The organism is Ochrobactrum chromiisoli, assembly GCF_026241335.1.
GTDB classification, from domain to species: domain Bacteria; phylum Pseudomonadota; class Alphaproteobacteria; order Rhizobiales; family Rhizobiaceae; genus Brucella; species Brucella chromiisoli.
This window is the reverse complement of record NZ_JAPHAV010000005.1, coordinates 24,320-38,005: the sequence shown is the minus strand read 5'-3', so window position 1 is coordinate 38,005 and position 13,686 is coordinate 24,320. Positions and strand designations below refer to the sequence as shown.

Here is a 13,686-nt window from a genome sequence, read left to right as displayed (position 1 = left end):
CTAGTTCCCTTCCATGTTAAGATTGGTATTGGTTGAAGTGAAGCGGTTGATCGAAAAGGCATCGATCGGTGTTTCTGTCTCGCCCCTGATTGCGAGGTCAGCGAGAACCGCGCCGACTGCGGGCCCGGTCTGGAACCCTGCACCGTTAAAACCAAAGGCGTGATAGAGATTTTTGACGCGGGAACTCGGCCCGATAACCGGATTATCATCTGGCATTTCGGCTTCCGTTCCTGACCAGAAGCGGATCACCTGCGCATGTTGAAGATGCGGAAAAAGCTCAATCGCGCGTAGCATAACAGACGATGCCGCATTGACCGAAGGCCGCGAAAAATCCGGGTTTGCAAGCGGCGTACCGCGCCCGCCACCCATCACATAATTGCCGCGCGTGACCTGACGACCATAGAAACCGCCGCCTTCTTCGCCAAGGCTCATCGGCAGGCGATAGGGCATTGGCTCGGTCACAACCATCGACGGATAAATGCGCGTCAAAGGCACAGACTCGCCAAACGAGGCAGCAAACTGATCCGCCCATGCGCCAGCGCAATTGAACAAAAGGCGTGAACGGATTTCGATACCGTCGCCGGCGAGAATGGCAAAGCCATCGCCGGTTTCACGCGTTTCAATAACCGGGGTATTTTCCAGAACCGTTGCGCCAGCAGCCCGTGCCGCACGCGCAAAGGCCGGTGAAACCAGACGCGGATTGGCATTGCCATCTTCCGCACAAAGCGAGGCACCCGCCACATCGCCGGGCAACCATGGGAAGCGCCCGCGCACCGCATTGCCACCGATCATCTCGACATCAAGCCCAAGCGGCCTGACTTTGGCGGCATAGGCTTCCAGCGCTTCAAACTGGGCTTCCGTGCGTGCAAGTTTCAGATGGCCGCAACGCATATATTCGCCGTCAATGCCGATAAGTTCCGGCAGGCGCGCCCATAATGCGTGCGAGCGCTGTGCCAGCGGCAATTGTTCCGGCGCGCGGCCCTGTCTGCGCACGCCACCATAATTGACACCACTTGCCTGCGCGCCGCAAAAGCCCTTATCGAGCAGGATGACCGACAGTCCAGCCTTGCGCATGAAAAGTGCTGCCGACCCGCCCACAATCCCGCCACCAATAATCACCGCGTCGGCCTGAAGATGTCTCATCATGACGAAGTGCTTTCTCTGTCCGGTGCGCCAAAGCCAAGCGGGATCGGCTTGACGGGTGCCTGCGCACGGATCCGCCCTGTTTCAGCAGGGGTTTTGTCCTGCATCGACGCCAGAAGTTCTGCGGCGGCGGCACTGCACATGCGCCCCTGACAACGACCCATGCCAACACGGGTCAGTGCTTTCAGCCGGTTGATCTCGCGCGTATCGCCTTGGCTGATGACATCTTTTGCGTCACGGACCGCGATTTCTTCGCAACGACACAGCGTTACGTCGCCCGCAACCGTATCGAACCAGTTGTGTGGAAACGGGAAAGCTTTTTCCACGATCAGCCGCTCGCGATAAATATGGTTGAGCTTTTTCAAAAGCGCGCGCTCGTTGCCTTCATCAAATGGCATTCCCATATCGCGAAGCAGAGCAATCGCGGCCAATGCCCCACGAATTTCAGCAGCATCGGCACCAGCAATGCCTGCACCGTCACCTGCCACATAAACACCTTCGCGGCTTGAACGGCCAAGCAAGTCTGCCGCAGGAAGCCATGCGCGGTCGCGTTCTTCAAAGCAAAATTCGCAACCCGCGAGATCCGCAAGCTGTGTTTCCGGACGCAGCGCAAAACCATAAGCCAGCGCATCGCACGCGACGTCACGAACATGCTTACCCGTGCGATAGCGAATGCCTGTCACATGGTCATCACCAAGCACTTCATCGGGCCGCACATTATAATGGATCGGCACACCACCAAGCTTGAGACGCAGTCCATAATAAGCGCCAAGCGCCACGATGCGCGGGGCATAAAGTGCCAGATGCGCCAGATGGAATTTTGACGTGACAGGCGCTGTATCCAGCACGGCTGCAACCTTTGCGCCCGCATGGTGATATTGCCATGCCACCAGATAAAGCAGTGGCCCCGACCCCATGAAAACCACGCGCTCGCCAACAGTGCAGCCCTGTGCTTTCAGTGCCGTCTGAGATGCGCCGAGCGTATAAACACCGGGTTTGGTCCAGCCTTTAAACGGCAGAACCCGATCAGTTGCACCCGTCGCCAGAATAAGATGGCTGTAAGGCAATTGGCTATGCGCACCGCTGGTCAGCAGATCGAGACGATCGTCGTCGCTGCGAGTGATATTCCAGACGAGCGTTTCCGGGCGATAATCGATTGCGCCGCGAAGCGTATCGAACGTTTTGTGCAGCGCCTCAGCCTTATGCGCCTCGGAGCCATAGCGAGCACGATAGCTGCGGCCATCATCAAACGGCGGACGGCGATAGATCTGGCCACCCGAACGAAACCCCTCATCGAGTACAATCGGATGAAGGCCCGCTTTGACCAGCGTTTCAGCCGCGCGGATACCCGCCGGACCAGCGCCCACAATAACCGGATGACGTGCCGCGCTCATCGTTGAGCCTCCGTCACAAAGGACATGCCATTTTCCAAAAGCGTTGTGCAGGCACGAAGCTTGCGACCCTCAACGGTCATGACATGACAATCCTGACACGCGCCAATCAGGCAGAAGCCTGCACGCGGTTCTCCGGTAAATTCGGTATGACGCACCTTCCCCTGCACCGAGAGAATAGCGGTCAGCACGGTATCGCCACGGCGTCCCTCGAAAGGCACGCCGTCAAGCGAAAAGCTGATCGGCTGTTCAGTCAGCCGATACAGTCTGCGGAATTGCGCCGCGGCAGGCGAAACCGGGATCGTCATGAGTATCTGCTCAGCCTTTACCCACGAGGACACGATCAAGACCAAACAAACGGTCGATGATAACCATGGTCACGGTTGCAACGAGGATCATCAGGGCCGATACAGCCGCCATCATCGGATCGATGGATTCGCTGGCATACATATACATGCGCACTGGCAGCGTGACCGTGGATGGCGAGGTGACGAAGATCGACATGGTCAATTCGTCGAACGAATTGATGAAGGCGAGCAACCAGCCACCCGACAGACCCGGAAGAAGCAATGGCAGCGTGATGCGGCGGAACACCGTCCATTCACCGGCACCCAGCGTGCGGGCTGCATTTTCCGCATTGCGGTCCATGCTGCTGAGTGACGCGAGAATAAGCCGCAACGCATAAGGTGTTACGACAATCACATGCGTTGCGACCAGCCAGCCAAACGAACCTGTGAGGCCCATCAGCGAGAACAGACGCAAAAATGCGACGCCCAGCACCAGATGCGGAATAATCAGCGGCGACAGAAACAGTGCGTTCAGCGCATCGCGGCCCCGGAAATTATACTGTGCAATCGCAAGGCCTGACGGAACAGCCAGCAATGTCGAAATTGTTGCCGAAAAGATTGCAAGCTTCAGCGAGTTGGAGAACGACGTCATGAAGTCGTTATGGGCAAAGACTGCCTCAAACCAGCGCAGCGAGAAACCATTCCATGGCATGGTCAGCGTGTTTTCCGGCGTGAAAGCCACCAGACACACGACAACCATCGGTGCCAGCATGAAGATGACGACCAGCGTGTGGAAGAGAAGAGCGAAAGGACCGTTCTTGACCATGGCCGTTACCCCAGCTTCTTTCTCGCCTGCCCTTCAAGCATGCGATTATAGGCGATCATGATCACAAGATTGGCGACCAGAACGATAATGGCGATAGCAGCGCCCAGCGGCCAGTTCAGCTCGATCAGGAACTCGTCATAGACGACCGTTGCCGCCATTTTGAGACGACGTCCGCCAAGCAGACCCGGAATAGCAAAGGAGCTTGCCGAGAGCGCAAAGACGATCAGGCTGCCCGACAAAATGCCAAGCACGGCCTGCGGAAACACCACACGGCGCAGGGCGGTGAAACGCGACGCACCAAGCGTGAGCGCAGCGGCCTCAACCGTCGGATCAAGCTTTTGCAGCACCGTCCAGACAGGGATCACCATGAAAGGCAGCATGATATGCACAAGACCGATCACGATGGCTGTTTCGGTGTAGAGGATTTGCTGGGCTGGCAGGCCGACAAATTCCAGCACGCTGTTCACAAGGCCATTACGGCCCAAAAGCATACTCCAGCCGAATGTACGCACAACGACCGAAACCAGCAGCGGGCCAATAATCACCAACAGGAAGATCGAGCGCCATGGCGCACGCATATTGGAGAGAATATAGGCTTCCGGCACGCCGATCAGCACAGTGATCACGGTGGTAATCAGAGCAAGCTTGAGCGTACGCCAGAAGATGTTCAGGTAATAGGGATCCTGAAGCACCTGCGTGTAATTGGAAAGCGTGTAAATATCTTCGATGCCCTTGTCATAGCTGTAGCTATTAAACGAGAGCAGAATGGTCAGCCCCAGCGGCAAAAGCACAAGGGCGAAGAACATCAGTGTCGAAGGGGCAGTCAGGAAAAGTGGCAGATAATTGCGCCGTTCTTTCGCTTTCCCGGGCGTTGTTTGCGAAACCGCACTCATAATCAGTGCGCTCCCTTGTTGAGAACCCGGCAATCCTCATGATCCCATGATAGCCCGACTTTGCTGCCTTCGATTGGCGGCGGATTGCCCAGATTTGGCAGAGCGACCGACAGCATACCGGCTGGCGTCAGAACGCCGAGCAGCCACTGCGCGCCCATGAAATAACGCGTGGTGACTTCACCGCTGACATGGCCCTGATCCGCATCGACCAGATGCACTTTTTCAGGGCGAATAAACACCGAGACCTCGCCGAAAGCAGAAGCGTCTTTTGCAGGGAAACGCACTGCCGTGTCAGTCAGCTTGATGTGGCCGTCACCGACATGGGCTTTGAGGAAGTTCGATTTACCAACAAAGTTGGAAATGAAATGGTTACGCGGATGCTCATAGAGCTTATATGGCGCATCGACCTGCGTAATCAGACCCTTTTCCATAACCACAACGCGGTCGCTGATCGACAGCGCTTCCGCCTGATCATGGGTGACCATGATGGTTGTAATGCCAACTGTGCGCTGAATGCGGCGCAGTTCGAACTGCATTTCTTCACGCAGCTGCGCATCAAGATTAGACAGCGGCTCATCGAGCAGCAGCACCGGCGGATTGATGACCAGCGCACGGGCAATGGCAACACGCTGGCGCTGACCGCCGGACATTTCTCGCGGGTAGCGGTCTGCAAGAGCGCTCAGACGCACCAGCTCCAGCACATCGCGAACGCGTTTTTCTCGCTCGGCCTTTGGTACTTTGCGCATTTCAAGGCCGAAGCTCACATTCTGCGCAACCGTCATATGTGGGAAGAGTGCGTAACTCTGAAAGACAACGCCCAGTTCACGTTTTGCCGGAGCAAGCCGCGTGATCTCGCGCCCATCCAGTGTGATTGAGCCTGATGTTGGCGGCACAAGACCGGCGATCATCTGCAATGTTGTTGTCTTGCCGCAGCCCGAAGGGCCGAGAAGCGAGATGAACTCTCCCTTTTCAATCTCCAGATTGAAGTTATCGACGGCTGCGAATTTGCCGTAATAACGGGAAATATTGGAAAGGGTCAAAAAGCTCATTGCGTCTCCCTCTCGGCAAGACTTCCGCCATAGGCTGGGGGAGCGGAAGCGCCGTGATGTTGTCTCACGTCGCCTCTTCAATAGGGCTGGCTGACGGAAGCGGCTCGACCGCGCATCAAGCGCTGATCACACTTGGATCGTTAGAACACGTGTTTATCCGGTCTCGGATGCGACCGCAGCGTTCCCTTGACTGCAAGTTAAAACCGCCGACCCGCTTACAGCATCTTGTTTGATACCTTGCCGGACCTTCCCATTGGCGACGGATTTTAAATGGCAGAAAATTTTGTACGATTACAAATTATAATTTTCAATTTCGGAATAAATTATATATTTCTTTCATTATACAAAATTTGGAAGCAATTTCATGGATGATATATCAGAGAATTTGAAATCTGGTGCCGCGCTTAACTCAAGTCTGGTGAAGGCAATTCATATTCTGAAAGGTCTGGCCGCAAGCACGGAAGACGGCGTGCGGTTGATCGATCTGGCGCGCGATCTGGAACTCAGCCAGCCATCCGCCCATCGTTTGCTCAAAACACTGATTGCGGAAAATCTTGTCGAGCAGCTTCCCGACAAGAAAGCCTATCGTCTGTCGCTGGACTTTTTCGCCATGGCAGCACAGGCGCGTCAGCGCGATGGAATCCTCACCGTTGCGCGCCCCTCACTGCTGCGTCTCTCAACCACCTTCAACGATACCGTCTTTCTGCTGGTACGCAGCAATTTCGATGCCGTCTGTCTTGATCGCGTGGAAGGACCGTTTCCGATCCGCTCCTTTACCGGTGATATTGGCGGCAAGGTTCCGCTTGGCATCGGACAGGGCAGTCTTGCCATTCTGGCGTTCCTGCCGGAAGAAGAGCGCGAGGCGATCATTCGCTTCAACATGCCGCGCATTCTCGACAAGGCCACTGTCGATGAGGTGGATCTGCGTATCATGATTGAAGATGTCCGGCGCACAGGTGCCGCCACCTATAATTTCAACATGATCGACGGCATGTCCGGCCTTGGTGTTCCCGTCCTCAACCGGAGCGGTGAAGCGGTCGCAGCCCTCAGCATCGGCACACTGGCGTCGCGATTAACAGAACAACGTCAGCACACCATCACTGACCTGTTGCGCAGAGAGGCAGCCATTATCACCGAAAAACTCAACCCTTTTGATCTGACATTGCGCCATCCCAACCAGGCACTTGTGAAATAACCCATCCCTGTGAAGACGATGCCGTCGCGCTTTTGCTGACCTTAGGCCCTCGCATATTGGCTCAAACCAGAGCTTTATTCCGGTCGCCGGTGCAAAAAAGCCGCGCCCGTTGAACCAGCGCGGCTTTTCAAGATTAAAAACGCTTAGTTTTTGCCGAGCAAATCAGCAACTTCGCGGGCTGTTGGCGCAGCCGATCCTGCACCCGCACGCGTCACCGCAATCGCGCCAGCGGCAGAAGCAAAACGCACGCAATCATGCAACGACTGGCCTTGCGAATAGGCAACAGCGAAACCGCCATTAAAGCTATCACCTGCCGCAACCGTATCGACCACCTTCACTTTGAATGGCTCAAAATGCTTGACCTCATCCGCTGTTACCAGCAATGCACCGCGGCCGCCGAGCTTGACGATCACAATCTTCGGGCCACGCTCAAGCAACTTGCGCGCAGCCGCTTCAGCAGATGGCAGATCCGTGGGTTCGATCCCCGTTATTTCAGCCGCTTCCGTTTCATTGGGCGAAATGATCTCACTCAATGCAATCAGATCAGCCATGCGGCTTGCATCGCCCACAGGCGCAGGGTCAAGCAGCACTGTTCCGCCCGCCTCTTTCACAGCCCTTGCCACCGCAAGGTTAACCTCATGCGGCACTTCACGCTGCAAAAGCGTGATCTTAGCCTTGGCAATATCAGACCGATAAGCGTCTACATCCGATGCAGACCAAAGCGCATTGGCGCCAGCACAAACGACAATCGTGTTCTGCCCCGCTTCTTCAACCTGAATAATCGCAATACCAGTATCAGCACCATCAACGGCGCGAATACTCCTGGTATCCACACCAAACTCCTGCATTTGCCTGACAGCCAAATCGCCAAAAGAATCTCTACCGACCGCGCCGACAAAACAAAGTTCGCCACCAAGCTTGGCGATAGCAACCGCCTGATTGGCCCCCTTGCCACCAAGACCAATGCCATATCCCGACGCATTGATGGTTTGTCCCGGACGCGGCAATGCGGCCATTCGGGCGCTAACATCGACATTCACACTGCCAAAAACAAAAATTTTCAACGCAAGTTCTCCATAACTGCTCTTGCGCGCACCATAACCGCGCTTCCGCAAAACTTCCATGGAGCGCGCCACACGATGCACAAATTACAATTGCTAAAATCTGCATTAAATAGTATTAATCAAAAATTGTGCGTTAATAAAATATTTACATTTAATAATCATTTCATCACCTATCTCATATTAAAGAACCCTTTTTATTACATATTGTAAGTTCTTGGAAATCGGGGGAATAGTATTGATAAGCTCTATCAGACTTTCGACAGATTTAATTGAAGAACGCGATAGAAATGACTATTGGCGCGAAGTAACGCTGCCTGCCTTTGAAACCATTATAGATCCACGAGAGGCACCACAGACTCTTTACGGAGAAATTACGGCCAACCAGATTGGCGAATTAGTTATGGGCGAAACGAAATTCAACGCCCAAAAATATATACGTGACGAGCACTCCATCTCACGCTTTGGTCTCGACCATTATATGATTCAGGTTGTCACACAAGGAACGCAACGCGGCGACTTTAACGGAATATGCTCACAGGCTTTTGTAGGCGATATTCTCATTATGGACATGGCCTATAAGCTGACAACCGAAGTAACGCCGGGCAGCAGAATGACAATGGTGCTACCGCGCGCTCTGGTTCAACGCAGCGGTTTAAACGGCAATATTCACGGGCGCGTTCTGGGATCAGAAGACCCACTGACAGCGTTTCTGGTCAACTGCACACAAGGTTTTATGAAGGTCTCACCACACCTCAACACTGTACAAATTGAGGGCATTCAGAATTCTATTATAGATATGTTTGCAATGAGCCTGAACGGCAAAGAGTTTAACGCTGCTGAATCAACAACATTGAGCATTATAACGAAGCAGAGAATTTTGGATTACATCGATAGAAATATCGAAAATCTTTCGCTCTCCACAGGAAGCATCCTGAAACGCTTCAACATATCGCGCTCTCATCTGTATCGCATTTTCGCCGAAGAGGGAGGCATTGCGGCCATTATCAGAAATAAACGACTGACTCTCGCTTTCAGGCGCCTAAGAGCCTCGAATGGCAGACGTATTCACCTTGCTGAACTCGCCTATCAGTCAGGCTTTAGCGACTATAGCTCGTTCTCGAAGCTATTTCATGAAAAATATGGTGAAAAGCCGACAGATATTCGCAGTAAGATACAGCAAAGTGTTTATCAAGAAATAGGCTATGATGGCAAAATCATAACCTATTTCAAAAATCTGCACAAATTTCATTATGCTGAAGAGAGTGAAACCTCTTCGGAAGCAAGCCTTTGAGGTTAAAGCATTTCCAGCAAAAGCGGGAGCCGCTTTTCGGAATTCTCTCCTCCCCTCACCTGACGTTATTTCAAATAATGAATATGAGGCCGCGCACTGTGTGGAGATATTTCGACACGGGCATCAACGGAAAAAACTTGCTTGAGAAGATGCTGATTTATAACGTCTTCCGGTGAGCCGAAAGCCACGATCTTGCCTGCCTGCATGATCATCAGCTCATCACAGAACATAGCCGCATGATTGAGATCATGTAGTGCAATGATGCTGGTAATCGGCAGTTCTGAGACAAGCCGCAGCAAGGCCATTTGATGTTGAATATCAAGATGGTTGGTCGGTTCATCAAGGATCAGCTCTTTGGGTGTCTGTGCAAGCGCCCTTGCAATATGCGCGCGCTGCTTTTCACCACCCGACAGGCTTTGCCAGCTTTCGTTACGTTTGGCTTTCATGCCGGTACGCTCAATCGCATACTCAACGGCCGCATCATCGCTACTCGCCCAGCCCGAAAACATGGACCTGTGAGGAAAGCGCCCAAGCTTGATAACGTCTAGGACCTTCAAATTGGCATTGGTGGTCGCATGCTGTTGGACAAAAGCAACGCGTTGAGCAACAGCACGGCGCGCTATTGTTGTAATATTCGTATTATCCAGCAAAACGCTGCCCGAATTTGGTCGCTTCAATCCAGCGATCAGCCGCAGAAGCGATGTTTTTCCAGAACCGTTTGGTCCGAGAAGACCGAGCATTTTGCCGGATTTCGCTTCAAAGGAAACATCATCCAGAATGGTCTTCTTACCAATTTTCCAGGTTAGGTTTTCTACCTTAATCGTCATGACGCGCGCTGAAACCGATAAAGAATGATGGAAAAGACCGGCACACCGACGAGTGCCGTCACAACGCCAATGGGCAAAACCTGCTGCGGTATGAGGGCACGCGAAGCAATATCAGCCAGAATCATGAAAATCGCGCCAATCACCGCACAGGCTGGCAGCAATCGTATATGCAGCGGCCCGACGATAAAACGTGCTGCATGCGGGACAACCAGTCCGACAAATCCGATTGAACCCACCATACTGACGATTGTGGCAGTCATCATTGCCGTCAGTGCAAAAAGAACAATGCGCGCGCGGCCGACATTGACCCCAAGTGAGGACGCGGCTTCATCACCAAAGGCAAATGCATCGAGAACATGGGCATAGAGCAGACAGGCCAACAGACCAAGCGTGATAATGATCGACACCAGCACAAATTCAGGCCAGCGCACACCACCAAAGCTACCGAGCAGCCAGAACATCACATCGCGCGCCTGCTGCGCATTTCCCGAGGTCGTGACAATATAAGAGGTTATGGCGTTGAAAAGCTGCGACGCGGCGACACCCGCAAGAATGGTTCTATCCGCACCACCCCTTGTGCCGTTGGACAAAAGGGCGACAAAGAAAAATGCCGCGAAGGCGCCAACAAAAGCACCCGCTGAGAGCGAGACCGCGCCCGCGCCAACACCTAAAATTACCACAACCACGGCACCGGTGGAGGCGCCAGCCGAAATACCAAGCACATAAGGCTCGGCCAGTGGATTGCGCAAAAGTGATTGCATGATCGCACCCGAGAGGGCGAGGCCCGCACCGCAGAAAGCTGCAACCAAAGCGCGGCTGAGACGATAGTCCCAGATCACCGTCTCATGAATGCGGCTAAGCTCGATGTTCGTCCATCCCAGACGATTGGTTATAGCCGCCAATGTGGTTGACAACGGGATTGGAAGATCTCCAATCCCGACGCTGATACCGACAACTGTTCCAATACAGGCAAGGGACGCCAACAGCAAAAGGCCGAAAGCCCCCCAGTGCCTCAGAGAATGGCTTGAGACATTCACTTTAGAATACCAAGTTCTTTCAACTGGCTTGCAACCTGTTCAGCACCATAAATCGTGCGAATGGTCGGGTTCATCGCCTGGCCGTCCATGACAACAATGGCTTTGTTCTTCACTGCGGGCATTTGGCTGACAGCCGGATCGGTGTTGAGGAACTTAATCTTTGCTTCCGGCTTGTCGAGTTCCCACCGGTTGCGGTCAAGATTGGCAACAACGATAACATCCGGGTTGGCTGCAATGATGCTTTCCCAGCCAAGTGTTGGCCATTCAGCTTCTGCTTTGATGGCGTTTTCGCCACCCAGAACATCCGCGATAAAGGTCGAAGCACCATTTCCACCGCCCAGATAGGCATCAGCAGACGGTGACTGGCTGGAGAACCAGAACACATAGGAAAGCTTTTTATCGCCAGCGGGTACGCTCGCACGCAATGCCGCTTCACGCGCCTTGAAATCAGCAATCAGCGCCTGACCACGATCGGCCACATCGAAAATCTGAGAAAGCTCGTCAATTTCCTTATAAAGCAGATCCATGTTCCAGAGCTCGTCGCGGCTGCCATATTGGTCTTTGACCCGCGTTGTGCTCAGGCAGGTGCTGGGTGACAGATAGGCTGGAATATCAAGCTTATCAAAATCTTCGCGCTTGGCGACCTTGCTGCTCGGCCCGATCAAGGTCGGCAATGCAGCGGCCACGAAATCCGGATTTTCTGCAAGAATCGATTCGAAGGTTGGAAACTCGACGGTCAGAAGCTTGACCTTGGCATTTGCTTCCTCAAGCTGCGGAAGAACTTTACTCGGCCAAAATGCTGTTCCGGCCATCTTATCTTCAAGGCCCAGAAGCAGCATGATTTCAGCACTGTTCTGTCCAAGACCAATTGCACGTTCCGGCGCTTTTTTGATGGTGATCTTTGCGCCGCAATTATCAATGGTCAGCGGATATTGTGTCGTTGCAGCACCAGCCGGGCTGATTTGCAGCGCCAAAATGGCAACTAGGCCAGAAGCGGAAAAGAAGGACTTCAATGAGAGCACGGAGAGAAACCTCTGGGTTGATCGATGGAGGCGATTAGAAAGGCCTGTTATATAATTCTCCCTATAATCCCTATGCCTGCATAAAAACAAGATAGATAAAGTCATATTTTAAATAAGTCAGCCGTTGGCGAAACTTGCAAATTGAAAAGGGGAATATTTATCCCAGTCCACTTGGTGGTGACCGCCATTCTCGCTAGATGGAAGCCCATGCTGATCTGATTATGATGTGGCTCAGCGAGCATCGGGACGCCACCTTGTTCGAGTTGCGTGACGCTCTGGCTGCACAAGGTATTGTTATCAGCAAGTCAGCGTTACACCGTTTCCTCATCCGGCACGACCAGACGCGCAAAAAAAAGATTGGTCACGCGGTAGAGCAAAGCCGTCCGAATCTTTTGGAAATGCGTCAGTCTTGGTTCGACAAGCAACGTGATCTCGATCCTGCACGACTGGTCTTTATCGACGAAACATGGACTACAACCAATATGGCACCTACGCACAGACGCTGTCTCAAGGGCGAGCGGCTGCAAAAGGACTTCCCGCACGGCCATCGTAAAACAACGATGCTTGTTGCCGGACTACGAAACACAGGAATGGTCGCGCCTCTCGTCATTGATGGACTTATCAATGGTGAATGGTTCGAGGCTTATGTGGGTCAGGTTTTCGCTCCGACATTGAAGCCAAGCGATATCGTCATCCTCGATAATCTTTCCAGTCACAAACGGCCCGCGGCACGTGAGATAATCGAAGCGGCGGGCGCGAGGCTGATGTTTCTGCCGGCATATAGCCCGGACTTCAACCCTATAGAAAACGTTTTCTTCAGGTTAAAAGTCCCTTTGCGAAAGGTCACTGAGCGAACCGTCAGCGGCCTATGGGACAGGATTGGAAAAATCGTCGAACTCATTGATCAACAAGAAGCTCAAAACTACTTTGCTTCCTGCGGATACGATCCATCATGAAAGGAAAACGCTTTAATGGCTGCAATGCAAGGTGTGAGTGCAGGTATTGGCGTTGCACAAAACTTGCGCCGACATCATTCCCCCTGGCTATTGCGTGACGCGGTTATGTTATTGTTCGTCGCAAATTTCATCAACATTGGGGTGGTCCTTGCAGCGATGGGGGCCGCTGTCCGACTGTTTGCCGATGCCCCCGAGACCCTCTACTATCAATGGAGTACTGGCTACGCCACTGATGATAATTCTGCTGGCAATGGCTACCAACCGACGCATTATGGGACGACTGACAGCGCCCTTATGGATGGTTAGTCTGGGATGGCTGGCGGTTGTGGTTAGGTCATAGGCGAAAATCGGATTTCTGCTGCTATGATCCGGCTTTCCATTTCTGTCTTGAAGACGGCCGGTTTTCATTGAACAGGCACAAATTGCCACAGCCGTGGGGCAGCCGCGAATAGGTGTTCATTCCGGCGTCGCCTGCCCCACCATGAAAAACTGCCAGTTCCAGAGTTAGCCGATACCAGTCCAGTTACGATATAGGATATATGCGGCGACGATGAAGATTACCGCGGCGAACAGGTCTGCAGCTGCGTGAACGCTCGTGTCTCCCACCAAGGCCGCCGCAACGCGGGTCCGTAAATCGAAAGAAAGAAGTGGGGCTATCATTGCTGGCCTCCTTGCCAGCAATGATCATGAATCACAAAACGATTC

The 13,686-nt window shown here is 53.2% G+C and carries 14 protein-coding genes and 1 pseudogene; 4 read left to right on the top strand and 11 right to left on the bottom strand.

Features of this window, described 5'->3' with window-relative positions; translation table 11 throughout:
• From OPR82_RS11905 to OPR82_RS11880, 6 genes are read right to left on the bottom strand one after another with little or no spacing between them, the layout of a single operon-like run.
• A complete protein-coding gene (locus OPR82_RS11905) occupies positions 1–1,146 on the bottom strand; it encodes an NAD(P)/FAD-dependent oxidoreductase (protein WP_265985008.1) in 1,146 nt (381 codons plus the stop codon).
• Positions 1,143–2,537 (bottom strand): FAD/NAD(P)-dependent oxidoreductase, encoded by a 1,395-nt coding sequence (locus tag OPR82_RS11900; protein ID WP_265985006.1) that lies wholly within the window; start codon positions 2,535–2,537, stop codon positions 1,143–1,145. Before OPR82_RS11900 ends, OPR82_RS11905 begins: the two co-directional genes overlap by 4 nt.
• Positions 2,534–2,842, bottom strand: a complete 309-nt coding sequence (locus tag OPR82_RS11895; protein WP_265985005.1) for a (2Fe-2S)-binding protein — start codon at positions 2,840–2,842, stop codon at positions 2,534–2,536. The genes OPR82_RS11900 and OPR82_RS11895 overlap by 4 nt, the downstream gene beginning before the upstream one ends.
• 10 nt (positions 2,843–2,852) lie before the next feature.
• Complete coding sequence (locus OPR82_RS11890; protein ID WP_265985002.1) at positions 2,853–3,647, bottom strand: ABC transporter permease; 795 nt, start codon at positions 3,645–3,647, stop codon at positions 2,853–2,855.
• A gap of 5 nt (positions 3,648–3,652) precedes the next feature.
• Positions 3,653–4,540: an ABC transporter permease gene (locus OPR82_RS11885; RefSeq protein ID WP_265985001.1), complete on the bottom strand. Its 888-nt coding sequence runs from the start codon at positions 4,538–4,540 to the stop codon at positions 3,653–3,655.
• Between the two features lie 2 nt (positions 4,541–4,542).
• Positions 4,543–5,589 (bottom strand): ABC transporter ATP-binding protein, encoded by a 1,047-nt coding sequence (locus tag OPR82_RS11880; RefSeq protein WP_265985000.1) that lies wholly within the window; start codon positions 5,587–5,589, stop codon positions 4,543–4,545.
• A gap of 364 nt (positions 5,590–5,953) precedes the next feature.
• Between OPR82_RS11880 and OPR82_RS11875 the strand changes: the two genes are divergently transcribed.
• On the top strand, positions 5,954–6,784 hold the full coding sequence (locus tag OPR82_RS11875; protein WP_265984999.1) for an IclR family transcriptional regulator: 831 nt from the start codon (positions 5,954–5,956) through the stop codon (positions 6,782–6,784).
• A gap of 143 nt (positions 6,785–6,927) precedes the next feature.
• Here the strand turns inward: OPR82_RS11875 and rbsK are convergent, their stop codons facing one another.
• Complete coding sequence (rbsK, locus tag OPR82_RS11870) at positions 6,928–7,908, bottom strand: ribokinase (protein ID WP_265984998.1); 981 nt, start codon at positions 7,906–7,908, stop codon at positions 6,928–6,930.
• 175 nt (positions 7,909–8,083) lie between these two features.
• Between rbsK and OPR82_RS11865 the strand changes: the two genes are divergently transcribed.
• Positions 8,084–9,139 carry a helix-turn-helix domain-containing protein gene (locus OPR82_RS11865; RefSeq protein ID WP_265984997.1) on the top strand — a complete coding sequence of 352 codons (1,056 nt, stop codon included), beginning with the start codon at positions 8,084–8,086 and terminating at the stop codon, positions 9,137–9,139.
• Positions 9,140–9,204: 65 nt separating this feature from the next.
• On the opposite strand, the gene OPR82_RS11860 is transcribed toward OPR82_RS11865, so the two are convergent.
• From OPR82_RS11860 to OPR82_RS11850, 3 genes are read right to left on the bottom strand one after another with little or no spacing between them, the layout of a single operon-like run.
• Positions 9,205–9,966, bottom strand: coding sequence for an ABC transporter ATP-binding protein (locus OPR82_RS11860; RefSeq protein ID WP_265984996.1), 762 nt, complete (start codon positions 9,964–9,966; stop codon positions 9,205–9,207).
• Positions 9,963–11,003 carry a FecCD family ABC transporter permease gene (locus tag OPR82_RS11855; RefSeq protein ID WP_407673254.1) on the bottom strand — a complete coding sequence of 347 codons (1,041 nt, stop codon included), beginning with the start codon at positions 11,001–11,003 and terminating at the stop codon, positions 9,963–9,965. The genes OPR82_RS11860 and OPR82_RS11855 overlap by 4 nt, the downstream gene beginning before the upstream one ends.
• Positions 11,000–12,025, bottom strand: coding sequence for an ABC transporter substrate-binding protein (locus OPR82_RS11850; protein WP_265984994.1), 1,026 nt, complete (start codon positions 12,023–12,025; stop codon positions 11,000–11,002). Before OPR82_RS11850 ends, OPR82_RS11855 begins: the two co-directional genes overlap by 4 nt.
• A gap of 116 nt (positions 12,026–12,141) precedes the next feature.
• Between OPR82_RS11850 and OPR82_RS11845 the strand changes: the two are divergent.
• A pseudogene (locus tag OPR82_RS11845) lies at positions 12,142–12,981 on the top strand (IS630 family transposase); the annotation flags it as partial.
• Positions 12,982–12,996: 15 nt separating this feature from the next.
• Positions 12,997–13,287, top strand: coding sequence for a hypothetical protein (locus OPR82_RS11840; RefSeq protein ID WP_265984992.1), 291 nt, complete (start codon positions 12,997–12,999; stop codon positions 13,285–13,287).
• 198 nt (positions 13,288–13,485) lie between these two features.
• Here the strand turns inward: OPR82_RS11840 and OPR82_RS11835 are convergent, their stop codons facing one another.
• A complete protein-coding gene (locus tag OPR82_RS11835) occupies positions 13,486–13,641 on the bottom strand; it encodes a hypothetical protein (protein ID WP_265984991.1) in 156 nt (51 codons plus the stop codon).
• Positions 13,642–13,686 lie beyond the last annotated feature (45 nt).

What these genes read in the sequence shown, in the direction of transcription:
- OPR82_RS11880 (WP_265985000.1), bottom strand. Translation starts at nt 5,589, where the DNA reads ATGAGCTTTTTGACCCTTTCCAATATTTCCCGTTATTACGGCAAATTC.
- OPR82_RS11875 (WP_265984999.1), top strand. Translation starts at nt 5,954, where the DNA reads ATGGATGATATATCAGAGAATTTGAAATCTGGTGCCGCGCTTAACTCA.
- rbsK (WP_265984998.1), bottom strand. Translation starts at nt 7,908, where the DNA reads ATGGAAGTTTTGCGGAAGCGCGGTTATGGTGCGCGCAAGAGCAGTTAT.
- OPR82_RS11895 (WP_265985005.1), bottom strand. Translation starts at nt 2,842, where the DNA reads ATGACGATCCCGGTTTCGCCTGCCGCGGCGCAATTCCGCAGACTGTAT.
- OPR82_RS11885 (WP_265985001.1), bottom strand. Translation starts at nt 4,540, where the DNA reads ATGAGTGCGGTTTCGCAAACAACGCCCGGGAAAGCGAAAGAACGGCGC.
- OPR82_RS11905 (WP_265985008.1), bottom strand. Translation starts at nt 1,146, where the DNA reads ATGATGAGACATCTTCAGGCCGACGCGGTGATTATTGGTGGCGGGATT.
- OPR82_RS11900 (WP_265985006.1), bottom strand. Translation starts at nt 2,537, where the DNA reads ATGAGCGCGGCACGTCATCCGGTTATTGTGGGCGCTGGTCCGGCGGGT.
- OPR82_RS11860 (WP_265984996.1), bottom strand. Translation starts at nt 9,966, where the DNA reads ATGACGATTAAGGTAGAAAACCTAACCTGGAAAATTGGTAAGAAGACC.
- OPR82_RS11835 (WP_265984991.1), bottom strand. Translation starts at nt 13,641, where the DNA reads ATGATAGCCCCACTTCTTTCTTTCGATTTACGGACCCGCGTTGCGGCG.
- OPR82_RS11890 (WP_265985002.1), bottom strand. Translation starts at nt 3,647, where the DNA reads ATGGTCAAGAACGGTCCTTTCGCTCTTCTCTTCCACACGCTGGTCGTC.
- OPR82_RS11840 (WP_265984992.1), top strand. Translation starts at nt 12,997, where the DNA reads ATGGCTGCAATGCAAGGTGTGAGTGCAGGTATTGGCGTTGCACAAAAC.